General features: G+C 31.1%; 20 protein-coding genes. 8 read left to right on the top strand and 12 right to left on the bottom strand.

Going from position 1 to position 16,205, the window contains the following annotated elements; genetic code table 11:
• Positions 1-32: 32 nt before the first annotated feature.
• Together KPL54_RS19100 and KPL54_RS19095 are read right to left on the bottom strand one after the other, a co-directional pair.
• A complete protein-coding gene (locus KPL54_RS19100) occupies positions 33-308 on the bottom strand; it encodes a barstar family protein (RefSeq protein WP_216108093.1) in 276 nt (91 codons plus the stop codon).
• Between the two features lie 18 nt (positions 309-326).
• A complete protein-coding gene (locus KPL54_RS19095) occupies positions 327-848 on the bottom strand; it encodes a ribonuclease (protein ID WP_216108092.1) in 522 nt (173 codons plus the stop codon).
• Between the two features lie 256 nt (positions 849-1,104).
• On the opposite strand from KPL54_RS19095, the gene KPL54_RS19090 reads away from it, so the two are divergent.
• The 4 genes from KPL54_RS19090 (at position 1,105) to KPL54_RS19075 (ending at position 3,126) form a co-directional block, all read left to right on the top strand.
• On the top strand, positions 1,105-1,407 hold the full coding sequence (locus KPL54_RS19090) for a hypothetical protein (protein WP_216108090.1): 303 nt from the start codon (positions 1,105-1,107) through the stop codon (positions 1,405-1,407).
• 32 nt (positions 1,408-1,439) lie between these two features.
• The gene (locus KPL54_RS19085) at positions 1,440-1,769 is read left to right on the top strand and encodes an alpha/beta hydrolase family protein (RefSeq protein ID WP_216108088.1); all 330 of its coding nucleotides are present in this window, start codon (positions 1,440-1,442) and stop codon (positions 1,767-1,769) included.
• A gap of 78 nt (positions 1,770-1,847) precedes the next feature.
• Positions 1,848-2,168: a heavy metal-binding domain-containing protein gene (locus tag KPL54_RS19080; protein ID WP_171298799.1), complete on the top strand. Its 321-nt coding sequence runs from the start codon at positions 1,848-1,850 to the stop codon at positions 2,166-2,168.
• Positions 2,169-2,172: 4 nt separating this feature from the next.
• Positions 2,173-3,126: an alpha/beta fold hydrolase gene (locus tag KPL54_RS19075; protein WP_216108087.1), complete on the top strand. Its 954-nt coding sequence runs from the start codon at positions 2,173-2,175 to the stop codon at positions 3,124-3,126.
• A gap of 66 nt (positions 3,127-3,192) precedes the next feature.
• On the opposite strand, the gene KPL54_RS19070 is transcribed toward KPL54_RS19075, so the two are convergent.
• Positions 3,193-3,804 (bottom strand): TetR/AcrR family transcriptional regulator, encoded by a 612-nt coding sequence (locus tag KPL54_RS19070; RefSeq protein ID WP_216108085.1) that lies wholly within the window; start codon positions 3,802-3,804, stop codon positions 3,193-3,195.
• Between the two features lie 145 nt (positions 3,805-3,949).
• A complete protein-coding gene (locus KPL54_RS19065; RefSeq protein WP_216108083.1) occupies positions 3,950-5,551 on the bottom strand; it encodes a DHA2 family efflux MFS transporter permease subunit in 1,602 nt (533 codons plus the stop codon).
• 460 nt (positions 5,552-6,011) lie between these two features.
• Between KPL54_RS19065 and KPL54_RS19060 the strand changes: the two genes are divergently transcribed.
• From KPL54_RS19060 to KPL54_RS19050, 3 genes are read left to right on the top strand one after another with little or no spacing between them, the layout of a single operon-like run.
• Positions 6,012-6,431: a hypothetical protein gene (locus KPL54_RS19060; RefSeq protein WP_216108082.1), complete on the top strand. Its 420-nt coding sequence runs from the start codon at positions 6,012-6,014 to the stop codon at positions 6,429-6,431.
• 1 nt (position 6,432) lies between these two features.
• Complete coding sequence (locus KPL54_RS19055; protein ID WP_216108080.1) at positions 6,433-6,594, top strand: hypothetical protein; 162 nt, start codon at positions 6,433-6,435, stop codon at positions 6,592-6,594.
• Complete coding sequence (locus KPL54_RS19050) at positions 6,595-7,260, top strand: CatA-like O-acetyltransferase (RefSeq protein ID WP_309245401.1); 666 nt, start codon at positions 6,595-6,597, stop codon at positions 7,258-7,260.
• Positions 7,261-7,730: 470 nt separating this feature from the next.
• Here KPL54_RS19050 and KPL54_RS19045 read toward each other — a convergent pair whose 3' ends face one another.
• The 3 genes from KPL54_RS19045 to KPL54_RS19035 form a co-directional block, all read right to left on the bottom strand.
• Complete coding sequence (locus KPL54_RS19045) at positions 7,731-8,459, bottom strand: DUF2812 domain-containing protein (RefSeq protein ID WP_216108079.1); 729 nt, start codon at positions 8,457-8,459, stop codon at positions 7,731-7,733.
• 15 nt (positions 8,460-8,474) lie between these two features.
• On the bottom strand, positions 8,475-8,795 hold the full coding sequence (locus tag KPL54_RS19040; RefSeq protein ID WP_193564926.1) for a PadR family transcriptional regulator: 321 nt from the start codon (positions 8,793-8,795) through the stop codon (positions 8,475-8,477).
• 565 nt (positions 8,796-9,360) lie between these two features.
• Positions 9,361-9,966, bottom strand: a complete 606-nt coding sequence (locus KPL54_RS19035; protein ID WP_216108078.1) for a TetR/AcrR family transcriptional regulator — start codon at positions 9,964-9,966, stop codon at positions 9,361-9,363.
• A gap of 135 nt (positions 9,967-10,101) precedes the next feature.
• Here KPL54_RS19035 and KPL54_RS19030 point away from each other — a divergent pair, with 135 nt between their 5' ends.
• Positions 10,102-10,650 (top strand): HXXEE domain-containing protein, encoded by a 549-nt coding sequence (locus KPL54_RS19030; RefSeq protein WP_216108077.1) that lies wholly within the window; start codon positions 10,102-10,104, stop codon positions 10,648-10,650.
• Between the two features lie 146 nt (positions 10,651-10,796).
• On the opposite strand, the gene KPL54_RS19025 is transcribed toward KPL54_RS19030, so the two are convergent.
• The 5 genes from KPL54_RS19025 to KPL54_RS19005 form a co-directional block, all read right to left on the bottom strand.
• Positions 10,797-10,937, bottom strand: a complete 141-nt coding sequence (locus KPL54_RS19025) for a hypothetical protein (RefSeq protein ID WP_216108076.1) — start codon at positions 10,935-10,937, stop codon at positions 10,797-10,799.
• Positions 10,938-11,046: 109 nt separating this feature from the next.
• Positions 11,047-13,389 (bottom strand): ABC transporter permease, encoded by a 2,343-nt coding sequence (locus KPL54_RS19020; protein WP_216108075.1) that lies wholly within the window; start codon positions 13,387-13,389, stop codon positions 11,047-11,049.
• Positions 13,386-14,069 carry an ABC transporter ATP-binding protein gene (locus tag KPL54_RS19015; protein WP_216108074.1) on the bottom strand — a complete coding sequence of 228 codons (684 nt, stop codon included), beginning with the start codon at positions 14,067-14,069 and terminating at the stop codon, positions 13,386-13,388. The genes KPL54_RS19020 and KPL54_RS19015 overlap by 4 nt, the downstream gene beginning before the upstream one ends.
• A 71-nt stretch (positions 14,070-14,140) precedes the next feature.
• Complete coding sequence (locus tag KPL54_RS19010; RefSeq protein ID WP_216108073.1) at positions 14,141-15,412, bottom strand: sensor histidine kinase; 1,272 nt, start codon at positions 15,410-15,412, stop codon at positions 14,141-14,143.
• Positions 15,409-16,098, bottom strand: a complete 690-nt coding sequence (locus KPL54_RS19005; protein ID WP_216108072.1) for a response regulator transcription factor — start codon at positions 16,096-16,098, stop codon at positions 15,409-15,411. Before KPL54_RS19005 ends, KPL54_RS19010 begins: the two co-directional genes overlap by 4 nt.
• Positions 16,099-16,205: the final 107 nt, after the last annotated feature.

Below are 16,205 nucleotides of genomic sequence, written 5' to 3'. Positions count from 1 at the left end.
TACTAAGACAATTAACTGATAAAAAGTCCTGGTTAATATACCTTTATATTGAAATCATCATTTAAGAAGTCAGCAGTTCTTAAAAATATTTTTAATGTTTTTTCAGCGTAATCTCCTAGTAATGCTTTACTACATTCAAAATTTCTCCATTCGATTGTCATAGGCAAATGAATATCGCATGTAAGACAGTCCCAAAGTGCATCTAAATTATTACCATAATAATCAGGAAGTTTAAGTTCGGATTTGAGTATAGCATGAAGCTTTTCTTTACTAGTAAATTGTGTACCATCTAATATTATTTTCTTCAATGTTATTTACCACCCCTTTTAGTTACTAGATGAATTACCATTTGCGCCATAGTAGCAAGTGAAAGTTTGATAGTGATCTGTTGTTCCATATACTAACCCATCGTTTGAGAATAACAATCTATCAGCACCTCTATGACCGCCATTATAGTTTATATCACATTCATGCCAAATTCTTCCTTTTTTATCTGGTAAACATTGCTCAGAATTAGTAAATATGTCTCCACCTATACTTTTTCCTTTTGCATATTTCCAAAGGTCGCTTCCGGGTCTCCAACCAAGCTTATTGGCTTGTCGTTTTGTTATATAGTTATCAGGCAAATAACTATACTGATGTATATAATTAGCCACACCTTGGAAATCATTTATTATTGTGCTCGCATTCGTACTGTTAGCTTTAACTAGTTCCTTTGTTATAGTAGCTTTAATTGTCTTGTTTGTAGTATCAGCTTTAGCTGTAGTTGTAAGAGAGAAATTAAATAGTGTCACAAGTACAAAAGCAAAAATTAAAAATAAGTTTGTTTTTTTTATGAACTTGTTCATAATTGTATCATTCCTTTCTTTTTAATATCTATATACAATATGATTAATTTTTAATAAATGCTATAGTTTGCCGTAAAATTATAAAAAACATATATCAAACAAAAGTCGTGAAAATTTTATTTTCACGACTTTTTACTTTTTTCAAATTCAATTATATTAAATATTTTTATCCGATTTGCAGTCCAAATAGTATATTGAATATATATTTTATGTTATACTCGTAATTTTTTGCAGAGATAAGAAGAGAAGGTATTTTATGGACGTAAATGTTTTGTTATTTGATGATTTTGAAACATTAGATACATTTGGTGCAGTTGAAGAATATCGCTTGCGGTATTTTTCTGTAAATGGCAGTATCATTCTAAGTAAACAAGGTACGAAAATTACAACTGAACAATTAAAAGGTGCTGATTTTTTAGGCATATTATTGGTTCCAGGTGGACAAATTCAGATATCAACTACCCTCAAATATTTTCGTAGATCTATTAAATTACTAAAAAATAAGAAAGATACTATAAATAATGAACTTTTTATATTATCTTTCGTTAAATCAATGTAATATAAAATGTTCTAATCAAGGAGGTACACAACGTGACATATAAGGAAGAGAACATCCAACTAAATGCAGGCATAGAGACCATTTATGGAACTGTTACTTTACCAGAAATTTATACCGAAGTTCCTGTGGTTCTAATTATTGCAGGTTCAGGTCCAACTAATAGGAATGGTAATAATACTCAAGGATTGTTAACTGATTCCTATACAATGATTGCATATGAACTTGCTCAAAATGGAATAGCCTCTGTAAGATATGATAAAATGGGTATAGGTGAAAGCAGTAAAGCTATGAAAAGTGAAAAAGATTTAAAAACATATAGTAATCCTAAATTACCTTATCTTCTATGTTTAAGGAAAGTTTAATTAATTTTATGAAGGATACATTTAAATTATATGAAACAAAATAATATTAAGAGATTTTTATTTAGGGAGGTAGATTAAATGATAGTTGTTACAACTGAAAATATTACTGGATACAAGGTACTAGAAGTAAAAGGTCAGGTTTTTGGATTAATTGTAAGAAGTCGTGGATTAGGTGGGAACATCATGGCTGGGTTACGAAGTTTAGTGGGTGGAGAAATTCATGAGTATACCGCAATGCTTGAAGATGCACGTAAACAAGCTCTTGACCGATTAGTTAAAAATGCAACAGTAATGGGAGCTAATGCAGTGGTAATGATGAGATTTGATTCTAGCGAGATCGGTCAGAATATGAGTGAAGTGTTGGCTTATGGTACTGCCATAATAATCGAAAAGGAATAAAAACATGATAATATTGAAAATTATAGTTACAGTAGTTGCGGTTTGCATGTTAATTGGTTCGATTTTACATGCTACATATTTTAAAAGAAAATTGGTGGGAATAAAACCTTATGGTCAGCTTATTGATGTTGACGACGGGCAAATGCATGTCTATTCAATGGGTAATGGTGAGAAAATAATTGTATTACTTCCTGGAATGGGTACTGTACTTCCGTCTTTTGATTTTACTCCACTCATGCGTAGACTAAGTGAAAAATATACAGTTGTTTGTGTTGAGTATTTTGGTGTAGGCTTTAGCAGTGAAACTTCAAAGCCACGTACCTGTGAAAATTACGTTGAAGAAACAAGAACTGCACTTAGCAAAGCAGGTTTTAAATCGCCTTATTTTTTAATGCCACACTCGATTTCAAGTATTTACAGTGAATATTATGCTGTAAAGTATCCTCAAGAAGTCGAAGCTGTTATTTCTCTTGATGGCACATCAAGTGCTTATTATGAAAAAATGCCATCTATTGTAAAACATATACTTAAAATTTCAAAATTCCAGCAGGCAATAGGTATTACCTCGATTTTAGCACTCCTAATTACAAATAAAAAAGATTTGATTTCAAAGGGCTTTACTCAAACAGAAATAAATGATGCAATTGTATTTGGAGGTTTTACAATAAATGATACAGTTTTGGAGCAAATGGCAAATTCATCTGAGTTTGTAAAAGAAACCATGGAGTTTCCATTTCCTAAATCTGTGCCATATTTCAAAATCATTTCCAAAAAAACTTATGAAACTCCAAATAAACATCTTAAAATGACACCTCAAGAATATCAGCATAAACATCTTGAGAGAATTGGTGAACATGCAAAATATGAAATTCTTGATGGTAATCACTTTGTTTATCTAAACAATGTTAACCGAATTGCAGAGATTACGGATGGTTTATTACTCAAGTCTAATCAATAAGATATGAGAATAGCACGAAGTTAAGTAAGCCCATATCAGCAGATATGGGCATTTATATTATGTTGCTCAATCCATATTATCAAATATAAATTTATATAACATATCTATTAAATTGTTTATGTATTCATTCTTTTGTTTATCATCTTTTATTTTAACGATAGTATTTGCATTACTTTGAAGAGTATTTAATATTATTTGACATTTTATATTATAATTGATGTTCTTATCTACCTGATATAAATTTTTAATAAAATCTTGAAGAAGTAAAATCATTTTATCATTATTATAATGATAAATGTTGTATACCTCACCGGACTCTTTTTTTAATGATTCTAAATCATCATATAGATATCTGTTTTTACAAGCTGCTTTTATACCATTACGAATATATTTTATAAAAAAAGATTTGTAATCTACATTTTCTATAGATAAGTCACTTATTAAATTCTCTAAATATTTATATGAATATGAACAAGTGGTTTTATAAATTTCTATAAATATATCCGTTTTGTTATCAAAATAATTATAAAATACACCGGTTGAAACTCCAGCATGTTTTGCTATTTCTTTTGATGTTGTATTATAAAAACCCTTAATCATAAATAGATCATCGGCTGATGTAATAAGCTTTTCCTTGTTTTCTATAGTTCGTACTTGAATTTTACGTATGTTCTTCAATAACATTTACCTCCATACTTTTACTGTATTATTGTAGAATTTTTTTTAAAAGAAGTCAACTCATAATAATCTGCCTGCTCACTTTAGCATGTGTAATGATTACTTGAAGGAATCATTATTTTATTAGATATTTAGGTATTTATTACTATTCTTTCTTTTTATATAAGCATTTAGGATTTACAAATAGACTTAAAATAAGGGCTGGAATTAATCCTAAAATAGAAATTCTGAAGGTATCGGTAAACGCTTTAGATGTATTCTCTCGTGTGTATTTTGTATCTTTACTTATTATACTCTTTAATATATAAGCTGTTTCTTTAGATTTACTTGTATTTTTAAGCACTGAATTTATTTTCTCTGGTAGTTTGTTATAGTTGTTCTTATCTGTTTTCTGTAATTGAACAATAATATCATTTTTTACATTTGAATTTAATCTAGATTCAAGCTTTATTGAATTAATCATTTCATTTTTAGATGAATTGAAATAATAATTTTCATTGCTTATTAATATGGCTGATAATATTGAGAGACATAGTAGATTTCCTATATTAGCAATCATTCTATTAACTCCAGATGCTTGACCATTTTTTTCTTTAGGAATATCTGCTAAAGCAGCTGCGACTAATTGACCACCGACGATACCATTTCCTAACCCTCCTAGGAATAAGTATAATCTTAATGTATTTATACTAACATTGGGATTGATTGTTGATATTAAGTATAATGAAACCATACATATTATTACGGCTATAAACGATAGCGTTGAAAATTTTAATTTAGTAGATAAAATTCCAGCTATAATAGATGATACTAAAAACCCTATAGATAAAAAAGCTATTATATTACCAGATTGTAAAGTAGTATAATTTAATATACCTTTTAAGTAAAAATTTATTAAGCTGCCACATACAGCATAAACAACACCAACGAAAGCCAAAGTAACTGATGATACTGTAAAACTTCTTATTTTAAAAAGGGAGAGATCAAATAGAGCATTCTTATTTCTTTTTTCAATAATTAGTAGAACTATTGTTGATACTATTGTCGTAGCAAATAGAGTTAATATTTTCATAGAATTAAATCCATAATTGTTCCCTTCTAATAGCGCATAAGTCAGACTGAATAAGGATATTGAAAGAAATAATATTCCACCAAAATCTACTTTTTTATTATTTGACAACATTTCATCTTTAGATACAAACATTGTAACCAATATATAGGAAATTATTGCTAAAGGTATATTAATATAAAAAATATACCTCCAATTGAACTTTTCTGTTATAAAACCTCCAAGAGACGGACCAATAGCCATTGCAAGTGCCATTGATGATCCCCATACTCCAGCTACCATTCCACTTTTTTCTTTTGGAAACATACCTATAGCTATCGGTATAGCTATAGTCATTAATCCTGCAGAAGCTATACCTTGAACAGCTCTAGCAATGATAAGTGTTAATAAAGATGGTGAAATTCCACATAGGACAGATGATATAGTAAATACAGATAAAGATATTAGAAATAAATTTTTCCTACCAAACATATCTCCTAATTTTGCTAAAGTTACAAGGAAGCTTGCATTAAACAATAAGAATATTGTACTTATCCACATTACACCCTGAAATTCTACAGCAAAACTTTGTTGTATTGCTGGTAGTGATACATTTACAATTGTAGAATCTAATGATCCTATAAACCCTGACATAACTAGCCCTATTAGAGCTAATAATTTTTTTTTACTATCCTTCATTTAAAATATCCTCCTTATTAATATATTTAAATAAAAATGAAACAAAGTTCATTTTTAAACTGTAATTAAATTATATAATTAGGATACATGGAAGTCAATAAAAAAATGAACTAAAGTTCATTTTTATCAATTATACATTTAATGTATAATGTCTTTTGAGAAGACGGTTTATATGGATCACTTGGAATCCTTTATAATGGTTCTCCGTTTAAAGCAATAAATGCAGTGTACCAAGTAAATTTTACCTATTCATTATAGAATCGTTTATATCTATTAAAATAGATTAATAGATACTAAAATATATTAAATAAATTAAAAATGTTAAAATATGATATAATTTATTAATAGTGTAATAGCATAAAAAATCGGGTTACCTTTTGAGGGCAAAACAACTGAAAGTAAACAAATTGGCAATACTGAGCAGCATAGCAAAACCGAATCCTTTATACTGACTAAAGATATGGTTATTAAACATTTTGCTAGTAATAATAAAGTCTTAATTTTGGATGACTTTCATTATGCCTCAAATGAAGCCCAAAAGAGTATCGCAAGTCATCTTAAAGATGCCATAAGAAGAGATTTTAGAGCAATTATAATTTCTTTGCCACATAGATCAGATGCTCCCATTAGAAATAATGCTGATTTAGCTGGAAGATTACGTTTAATTGATATTAAATCATGGAAAATAAATGAATTAGAGGAAATAGAGAAAATAGCAATAAAAGGATTTAAACAACTAAATGTTAAAATTTCAAAGCAGGTTGCTAAAGAGATCGCTATAGAAAGCTTAACTTCACCACAGCTTATGCAATATATATGTCTAAGTATCTGCACCGCACTTAATGTTGATAATGGAGATACTAAGGAAATAATATTGTAAAATGGTAGCCCAAGCAGATCAAGCTTGTCCCGCTAGAATGAAGAAGTTAGGTGCTTATCACTCCTCAGAGATTCCTAAAGCTATTTACATTCTTTATTGCTTAATTTTTGCAGGAGTAATAGTAACAATTGGAATTAAAAAGTTTGAAAATATGGAGGTATAAATGAATATGCAAACAGGTTTTCATGCTATTGACGTACAGAAATGGTCAAGAGCACAAACATATAATTATTTCACAGAAACGGTCAAGCCAATTACCTATTCCATTAATGTAACAATGGATGTCACAATTCTTAGGAATACATTAAAAAGTAAAGAAATTAAATTCTTTCCAGCATATCTTTATCTGATAACTCGATCTATTGGAAAACAACAGGAATTTCGTATGGCATTTCAAGACGATGTGTTAGGATATTGGGACGCTCTAACCCCGTTTTATCCAATATTTCACGAAGACGATAAAACTATAACATTTCTTTGGACAGAATATGATGATGGTTTTGAGATGTTTTATAAATGTTATCTTAAAGACATGGAACAACATGGAAACAATCACGGTATTATGTCATCAAAGGGTGCACCCCCTTCTAACAACTATATCATATCTTGTGTTCCGTGGTTTACCTTTAATAGTTTATCCATGAATCTGCAAGATACAAAAAAATATTATGCACCGATTTTTGAAGCCGGCGGATTTGTTGAAACTAATGGTAGGACTACAATGCCTTTATCTATTACGGTTAACCACGCTACAGTGGATGGCTATCAAATAAAGGTGTTTTTAGATGAATTACAACGGACAATGAATCATCCTGAAGAGTGGATGTAAAGATTTTAGTTCTATTTTTTATAATAGAATTAAGATTTAAAGTAGAAATAACTGCGGCTAGGGGAAATATTTTTCGCCAGTACCTTAATCAAATGATAGAATGATCACTAGGAATTATTTTGTTAGACAATTATTATGTCGTTCTCTATATCATCTCTTTGTGTTATAACAATTCTCAATGGTATATATACATTCTCTATTCCAACTCTAAAATAACTAATTTCTATCATAGTTATTACCTCCTACATAAAAATACTCTTACCCATATTGTTAAGGTAAGAGTTTTCTTTAATATAATATATATTTCAAAATAGTATTCATTACACATGAATTGGTCATTTAAATCATTTTAAAATATTTAGAAGGTTGGAAATTGAATCATTTAATACTATTGGAACACTTTGTTCATTAAATGTTTTAATTTTTAAATCTATCACAACTATCTTCATATTCTTTAATTTGTATATAATTTATAAAGACTTTTTATATTTCTTAAAGTAGGATGAACTTGAAAAAATAAAAAAAGCACCAAAAATTATAAAAAATACTGCTGAAAAATATTGTTTCCCAATTAAATGCCATATTCCTATAGCTAACCATAGAACGCCTGCAATTGCATATAATTTCCATGAACTTTTATTATCTATTACTTTACTATTACACTTACCATATTTTTTTATTTGCTTAATTCTTGAATTATATGCTAAATAAGGCATAAAATTAAAGACAAATATAAATATATCAATTATTAATAATCCAAGGATAATCAGAAATATAGGTTTAATAACAATTGAGGAAACAACTAGCAACCCCATTAGTGCTATAGCTATTATTAAAGAATATAGAGTTCCTTTTTTGGTTTGATTTTTTATACTTGTATATTTATCTATTTCTGATTCACAATCACTATAAATAGGTTTAGTTCCAGCTTGTGCTGAAAAAATGTGCATACAATTTTCTATAGAAACAACAAGTTTCCATCCTGCATCTTTAAATATAGTGAAGTATTCTTCATTTGTCTCTGTTTGGTAATCTAAGTTATATACTATATTTTGAGGCTTATCTTTTCTTAGTTTATAGAAAAAGCACCCTACTATGTCTTCTAATATCCAACCTTGACTTGCATAATTTTTTAGTTTTTCCATATCACCTTCTTCACTAAAGGCAAGTCCACTAATCATTACATATTTACTTTTCATGAATATCCCCCTTTTCTAATTTAAAAAATTTTGAGCAAATTTAACCATCTGTTTTTTACGCTCAATCGCTTTTATGAGCATCTCTCGTCCTTTATTTGTTATTTTATATACTTTTTTATTTTTATCTGTGTCAGAAGTTAACTCCACCAAATCTGCTGCTAAAAGCTTTTTCAGTGTTGTATAAAGTGATGCAGGACCAATAGTAACTTCATTATTAGTAAGGTTCTCAATAGTTTTCATAATTAGGTATCCGTGCTTTTCCTCAATAACACTAGATAAAATATAAAAAGCAGAATCTGTTAGTTCCCCAATATCAATAGAATCCTTTCTTGGCATAAAATTCTCCTTCATATTATATATATCATTTAATGATATATCATTCATTGATATATCATTAAATATAATATATCAATAAATGATATATTTGTCAATTGTTTATCTACTGCTTTTTTTATTTATATATTCTTGTTTAATTATAAAAAAAAACACCACAAGGAAGGCTTCTACTATAGCCAACCCTGTAGGCGTTATCCAAACTTTTATCATTACATTTTAAAATCCAATTTTAGTAAAAACATCATTTACTTATGGTACGGTTCAGTGCTCATAAGTCTAATGCCTTAATATAGTTAAGTTGTCATTAATTACAGTTGTGACGCAACTTCTGAAAATTCTGACCTAAGTAAAACTAAAAATTATGATCATAGTCATGCTTACACAATATGGAAATAAATATCAATTTGTGATTTGTTGTTTTTAGTATCTAAAAATCGTTCTGTATAGCATTCAAAGTCATCATGCATATCAAGTTGCTTATTGCTGTTTGGAAACCATGTAGCAAACATAAGGAGGCTTTTCTTACATTGGAAACGCACTTTTTTCAAATTTTTATTGTCATGGGTCATTCCTCATTGAAGCGAGTTTCATGACTAATCTGCTTTTTTACGGGATTCGAATAATTGAAAATTGAAACAAAATCTTTCACGACTGTTGCCATTTCTTCTGGCGATTTCTGTGTACTGTCGTTCAGCCATCTGATAAGGATGCGCATAAATCCGCCAGTGCTAAATGTTAAAGCGTACTGAATATTTTCTTTGGGAAAAGTCATCTTTTCACCCTTTACTTCATCAAAAGCTGGCGGTAAAAGCTCATCAACTTTTGAAAGAAAAAGAGGGAGCAAGTGATGGCGGTTAATGAGTGAGAGAAAATCGAAATGCTTTTTCATCACACTAAAAAATATTCTGGCAATATTAGGCAAGGTTAAGTCTATTTGCTTCCTGATAATTAATTCATATTCTAACCAGATTTTATAAAAACAGCCTTCTAAAATTTCATCTTTCGAGAAGTAGTTTCGGTAAAAAGTCCGTCTAGAAAGCCCCGCATTATCCGTAATCTCCTGTATCGTAATTTCATGATAATTTTTTGTCTGCATCAGTTTTAATAGAGCATCCTCCATCCACAGTTTTGACTGATTGGATACCGAATTTCCTTTATTTTTGACGGACATAATATTTCCTCCCCTATGTCACAAATCTTCTGATTTGTAGCTTTTGCGCCGTAATTATTGACTCTGCTTCTTAGTATATTATAATAGATATTGTTAATCGACACAACTGTGTCACTAAAAAGAGGGGGGAATTTTATGGATACCATGAATTTTATTGTATGGATGTTACCGATAATTTTTATGCTTCATGATTTCGAAGAAATCATTATGGCAGAGGTATGGGTCAAACGCTATGGAAAAGCGATAAATATAGCTTGGCCAAAAATACAGCCGTTTGGCTTAAATTATGTATATAACTGTCAAACACCAACCTTTTCCATCGGAGTAGAAATTCTCTTTTTATTTTTTTCACTCATCAGCTTGTTTTCTATAATTTTTCAAAATTATTTTCTCTGGTATGGTGCTTTCTTGGGGGTAACTTTACATCTTGTTTTTATCCATATGTTGATATGCATCCGTTTTAAGCACTATGTACCAGGAGTCGTCACATCAATTATTTTTATACTGCCTAGTATCTGGTTCTTATATGCCGCTAATAAGATATTGCATTATGGCATGAGTACAATCCTTTTAGCCTCCTTATTGGGAATTATTCTAACTCTAATTCTGATGCCAGCGCTTCACAAAATTATGGGTTCCTGGTCTAAATGTTTGTACAAATATTCACAAATATGTGAAAAATAAAATGTTTGATGATTTAGAATGTATAAGTAGTGCAAGAATATATGTAGTAAAAATTCAATTAAATTTTAATTAAATTTAACAGTCACTAAAAATAGGCCACATTATGGAATTAATATCCATAATGTGGCCTTTTTTCAATAGCACGCCTAATTTGGTTTTTCATATTGTAAATCTAACTTACTCATAGCATCTAAATTTACATCATATAATTTTTTTCTTCCATCCTTTGTAATATAAAGAATTTCCTTTTCTTCTAACTCTTTTAATGAACTTCTAACCTTAGACATACCTGTCTCTGAAATTTTAGATAATTCCTCTACGCTTAACCCGCTTTCTCCAAATAAGGTATTTTGAATTAATATATATAATACTACTAAAATATTTCTAATTCAGATTTTATTGTGCATTAATAATGCTTGTAATATCAAGATTGTTAATCTTTTTGAGTGGAGCGATAACCGATATTATTGTTATAATTAAAATTGACATGACTATATATACGACCATAGTAATTGGGATGTGCCAAGTAATATGGAAATAACTTGTAACTAACTTTTCAAACAATAGTCGGTGTAGCATAATCCCCAATGAGCTACCAATAAAACAACCACAAATCGCATAAGTAGTAGCTTCCGCAATCACCATATGTTTTAATTGCTTTGATGATGTGCCGATTGCTCGCATCATACCATAGTAATTAGTTCGGCTTGTGACACTGATATTCATACTGTTGATGGTATTAAACATTGTGATAATTGCAATGATAGCCGTAAATCCATATACAAAAATCGCCATAGTGTAGAAAGTATTTTGCGCTTCCGAATTACCTTGCCGCATATCGTGTAGTGTTAGTTTACCAGAGAGATTTTCTCTTAACACATTGGTAACACTTTCAGGAGCATTCTTATTCAATTGAATATCAATTATTGTGTAATCTTTAATCCCTGTCATTTGGGTAAATAGTGACTCTGAAACAATCACTTTTCCCACAATTTTGCTGCGAGCATCAAATGGAATTGAGGATAAAATACCTCCTACTGTAGCTAATATTTTTCCATTTGGAGCATTAAATGTAATACTATCTCCAACCGCAAGACCACTGTTCACATCTACTAACACAGATTTTCCTGTATTCAAAGCTTCAGTATCTATCTTTCCAGCAACAAGACTATCCTTTGCCCAGCCAAATTGTAAGTCTTCATAGGAGATAACATAGGCGTCACCTTTGTTTCCATTGGATAAGGATGCTGGAAGCATTATTAGTTTTCGTCCATAAGCTTGCTTTACTCCAGCTGTACTTTTTATTCTATCTAGCAAGTTGTTTTCAACTAATTGCAGCTTAGCAGAGGATGATTTGACTGAAGTGCCCAATATTGAAATATCTGCTGATGATGGCAACATAGGTTTTACAGCGTTATGAGAAAAATCAATAAAAACACTAAATCCCAAAAACAATACAATGCTGATGGTAAAGGAACTGACCATCAGAAACAACGATTTTTTACTAGCGAGGGCATGATAGATACCCATTGAAATGTCGATTGGCATACTGGTGACACGCACATGATTTTTACCTACAGTATCTTCTTTCAGCGAACCGTTCCCTGTTACTGCCGATAAAGGAGAGACGGTAGAGGCTTTTTTTGCAGGTGATAGGGATGCGAGAATTACAGTTAAAAGCCCCACAACAATGCCAGCAATAATACCGATAAAACTGAATTGGAAAATACTCATATCTATAAATAGCGATTTATTCAAAGTTCTCAGTAAAATTATGACAATCTCAATGACTAACGATCCTGTAACCAAACCAATAGGGATAGCCTTTAAACTAAGTTGCAACCCTTCTCGCATGACATATTTTTTAACTTGCCTTTTGGAAGCACCTAAACAGCGCATAATTCCAAAAAATTTAACTCGTTCCAATACATTCATGTTGAAGCTATTGGTAATCATAACGCAGCTTGCAAATAAGACCAAAGCGAAAAGCACAGTAGCAGTCAAGTACATACTGCTTGCTATATTGCTTCCACCTTGGCCCATAACAGTAAGCAAATAGGCGTTTGTGGAAATTTGTTTGTCAGTAATTCCAAGTTCTTTTTGTATCTCATGTGTAGCTTTTGAAATATTCACTCCATTTTTGAATGTTACATAATATTTGTATGATGTGGTGGGCTCAATCGCTTTCGTTCCATCGATAGATAAAAATAGAGCATGGCTATCAGTTGATTTCAAGCTAGAAAAGTCATTATATACGCCAACTATTTTATAGTCCATTTTGCCTGTTTTGTTCAAATTCATTTTAATTGTGCTACCAATTGACAAGTGGAAAAGTTCTAACGCCTGACGGTCAATTAGTGCTTCATTAGCAGAAGCAGGATATGTACCCTCCGAAACAAACAGTCCCAATTCTTTAGTTGCGTCTTTATCTCCACCCATTATCCGAAAGGGTTTTCCTTTATATTTGGTAGCTTCAACCTCTTGCAAGCGTCCAGCATAAGCAATATCTACTCTGTTTTCTATTGTAGAAATATCTTTGTTTGCAACATCCTTAATCATAATATGATAACTGCCATAGTCTTTTTTTAACTGTTGAGTTTCAAATTTAATACCAATATCAGCCATACCAAAGATTGCAACTACAAGGCAAACTGCAATAGCAATACATGCCACAATAACACGGTTTTTTTTACTATGTACACGATTATATTCTGTGACTAAATCTAAATAGCTGTTCATCGTGAGCACACTCCTAAATCAGTCACAATTCCATCTGTAACTTGAAGTACCCGATCTGCTACTGATGCAATATTTGGATTGTGCGTAATCATAATAATGGTTTGCTTGTATTTTTCTGCTGTCATATGCAAGAGAGAAATAACATCATCACTATTTTTGCTATCCAAATTTCCAGTAGGCTCATCAGCCAGTATAAGCGCAGGTCTTGTGATAAGCGCACGCCCAATTGCCACACGTTGCTGTTGACCTCCGGAGAGCTGCCGTGGAAGATGTTTTTTACGTTCCTGTAATCCCAAAACAAACAATATTTCATTAACATATTTCATGTCCGGCTTTTGGTAATCGAGAAGCAAAGGAAACATAATATTCTGTTCAACGTTTAGTTCAGGTATCAGATTATATGACTGGAAAATGAAGCCTATATTTCTACGGCGAAAAACAGTGAGTTTTTCCTCTTTCATTTTGAAAATATCTTTTCCATCAATGATTACATTGCCAAACGTAGGTGTGTCAAGCGCCCCAATAGAATTGAGTAGTGTACTTTTGCCAGAGCCAGACTCACCGACTACTGCAACAAATTCCCCTTTAGCAACAGAAAATGATGCGTTTTTTAGAGCCTCGACTTTTGTTTCTCCACTACCATAGGTTTTACATAGTTTATTTACTTCAAGTATATTCATATAAGTTCCACCTTCCTTTTCTTATAGTGAATAGAATATCACATCAACCTTACTATCAAGTGAATATCATCTTACAGTTTAGTAAGGTGTAAAAAGTTAATTTTAAACTTACTTCCTTTTCTAAGTGTACTTTCTACCATAATTGTTCCATTGTGTGCTTCAATAATGGCTTTTGCCAAAGGAAGTCCTAACCCAACACCTTGTCTGTCCTGTGAAAATTTACTTCTGTAAAATCTTTTGAAAATATAATGAATATCCTCCGGGTGAATACCTGAGCCTGTATCTTCAATTGTAATTTTGGTTACAACAGGGGTGTTTTGCCAGCAGATTGTTATAATATCGTTTACCGTTGTATGGTCTAAAGCATTTTTTACAATATTGCTAACAGCTTCTTTGATCCAATCCAAATCACAAAAAAGCACAGACGAATCAGAGCCATCCAAGATAATGGATTTCTCTTCCAGTGATGTCCTAGTTTCAAAATCGTTAACAATGCTTTGTAGAATCATTTTAATATTTTCTTGTTTCATTTCAAAGATAATTGCACCAACATCCAATCGAGTGATATGCAAAAGTTTTTGTATGAGTGTTTCCATCCTTGTCAATGCCGTATCTGTTTTATCAGCAAACTTCTCGACAACAGTTTTGTCCGCACTATCATCTTTTATAATTTCATTATACATTTCCAAAGCAGCAAGCGGTGTTTTGAGCTGATGCGATATATCTGAAATGGTATCTTTCAAAAATTCCTTTGTTTGTTTTTCACTGGTTATATTAGCATTTAGAGATGTTGCCATGCTATTTATTGAATGAAAAAGTTTTGACAGCGTCTCTTCGCTATCATCATCTAAGCGCACCTCGATTTCGCCATCTAAAAAAGATTGTATCATATCCTTTGCACACTCTATTTTTTTACTTTGCGCATAAAAATAAAGATAAAGCACAAATAGAACGGCTACGATGATAACTAAGGAAATAACCAAAAAAGAAATTGCATAGCGATGATAAACCGTATTGATTTCAGGAAAATATCGTAGCTGTGCTATATCATTATAGCCTGTGCTTTTCATTATTTTATTTCCCACATCTATGTTTTTATCGCTTTTTCCGCTGATAAATAGTTTTGGAATATCAGATTTTTTAATAGATATTTGACCTTGCTCACTAAAGTTTTCGCACAAATAACCAGCTATTGCATAGTCATGTACTATCATCTGCCGTTTGTATTGGTTTACCGTTGCCATAACTAACACTTGTCCTAATAAAACAAGCACACATCCAATCAGAGCAACAATACAAAATAAACGTTTAAAATCCCTATGTGCAAATAAGTTACTTATCATAATATTACGCTCCATCTATATCCAAGTCCCCGCATGGTCGTAATAAAATTAGGGCTATTTGCATCATCTTCAACCTTACTTCTTAACCGACGAATATACACAGATAATGTATTGTCATCAATAAAATTACCCTTATCATCCAACAGCTTATTTAATATGGTTTCACGTGTTAGGACAATACTGGGATTTTGCATAAATATACAAAGCAACTTGTATTCGTTGGGGGAAAAATCTAGTTCTACATTATTTTTGAATACTCTATTCTCTAAAAGTTTTACGGTAAGTCCATTTGATCTAAGTTCAATCGGTGCTTGCTCTTGAAAAGAAGCAACCCGCCGTAATAGTGCTTTGATCCTTGAAATCAATTCGTTCAACTTAAAAGGTTTTGTAATATAATCATCGCCTCCAATATCCAGTCCCTTTACAATATTAATTTCTTCATCAGATGCGGTTAAAAAGATTATTGGAATCTGAGAAGTCTGTCGCACATGTTCACATATTTCAAATCCCTTGCCATCGGGCAAGGTTAAATCAAGAAGCAGCAAATCATATATGTGTGCTTGATAACTCAATATGGCTTCTTTGACAGTTCTAGCAACATCAACATTAAACCCATTTTTTTCGATAGAAAAAACAAGTCCGTCTATTATGCTCAAATCATCTTCGACTAATAAAATATTATTCATTTGTTTTTATCCTTTCTTCCATCTAAATATTTTTTCGCTAAATTTAGCTGCATATTATTATCTATATTTTTAGTATAATGGGTAGGTCTCGCAATTTGTGCAAAATT

It is taken from the genome of Clostridium estertheticum (genome assembly GCF_018861295.1).
GTDB classification, from domain to species: Bacteria; Bacillota; Clostridia; order Clostridiales; family Clostridiaceae; genus Clostridium_AD; species Clostridium_AD estertheticum_D.
The sequence above is the reverse complement of the archived record's forward strand: the minus strand, read 5'-3'. Positions and strand labels throughout refer to the sequence as shown.

Coding starts and splice junctions, on each gene's coding strand:
- KPL54_RS19065 (WP_216108083.1), bottom strand. CDS start 5,551: ATGAAGGATAGTAAAAAAAAATTATTAGCTCTAATAGGGCTAGTTATG.
- KPL54_RS19015 (WP_216108074.1), bottom strand. CDS start 14,069: ATGAATATACTTGAAGTAAATAAACTATGTAAAACCTATGGTAGTGGA.
- KPL54_RS19050 (WP_309245401.1), top strand. CDS start 6,595: ATGAATATGCAAACAGGTTTTCATGCTATTGACGTACAGAAATGGTCA.
- KPL54_RS19080 (WP_171298799.1), top strand. CDS start 1,848: ATGATAGTTGTTACAACTGAAAATATTACTGGATACAAGGTACTAGAA.
- KPL54_RS19095 (WP_216108092.1), bottom strand. CDS start 848: ATGAACAAGTTCATAAAAAAAACAAACTTATTTTTAATTTTTGCTTTT.
- KPL54_RS19020 (WP_216108075.1), bottom strand. CDS start 13,389: ATGAACAGCTATTTAGATTTAGTCACAGAATATAATCGTGTACATAGT.
- KPL54_RS19035 (WP_216108078.1), bottom strand. CDS start 9,966: ATGTCCGTCAAAAATAAAGGAAATTCGGTATCCAATCAGTCAAAACTG.
- KPL54_RS19010 (WP_216108073.1), bottom strand. CDS start 15,412: ATGATAAGTAACTTATTTGCACATAGGGATTTTAAACGTTTATTTTGT.
- KPL54_RS19030 (WP_216108077.1), top strand. CDS start 10,102: ATGGATACCATGAATTTTATTGTATGGATGTTACCGATAATTTTTATG.
- KPL54_RS19040 (WP_193564926.1), bottom strand. CDS start 8,795: ATGCCAAGAAAGGATTCTATTGATATTGGGGAACTAACAGATTCTGCT.
- KPL54_RS19055 (WP_216108080.1), top strand. CDS start 6,433: ATGGTAGCCCAAGCAGATCAAGCTTGTCCCGCTAGAATGAAGAAGTTA.
- KPL54_RS19075 (WP_216108087.1), top strand. CDS start 2,173: ATGATAATATTGAAAATTATAGTTACAGTAGTTGCGGTTTGCATGTTA.
- KPL54_RS19045 (WP_216108079.1), bottom strand. CDS start 8,459: ATGAAAAGTAAATATGTAATGATTAGTGGACTTGCCTTTAGTGAAGAA.
- KPL54_RS19060 (WP_216108082.1), top strand. CDS start 6,012: ATGGTTATTAAACATTTTGCTAGTAATAATAAAGTCTTAATTTTGGAT.
- KPL54_RS19005 (WP_216108072.1), bottom strand. CDS start 16,098: ATGAATAATATTTTATTAGTCGAAGATGATTTGAGCATAATAGACGGA.
- KPL54_RS19090 (WP_216108090.1), top strand. CDS start 1,105: ATGGACGTAAATGTTTTGTTATTTGATGATTTTGAAACATTAGATACA.
- KPL54_RS19025 (WP_216108076.1), bottom strand. CDS start 10,937: ATGTCTAAGGTTAGAAGTTCATTAAAAGAGTTAGAAGAAAAGGAAATT.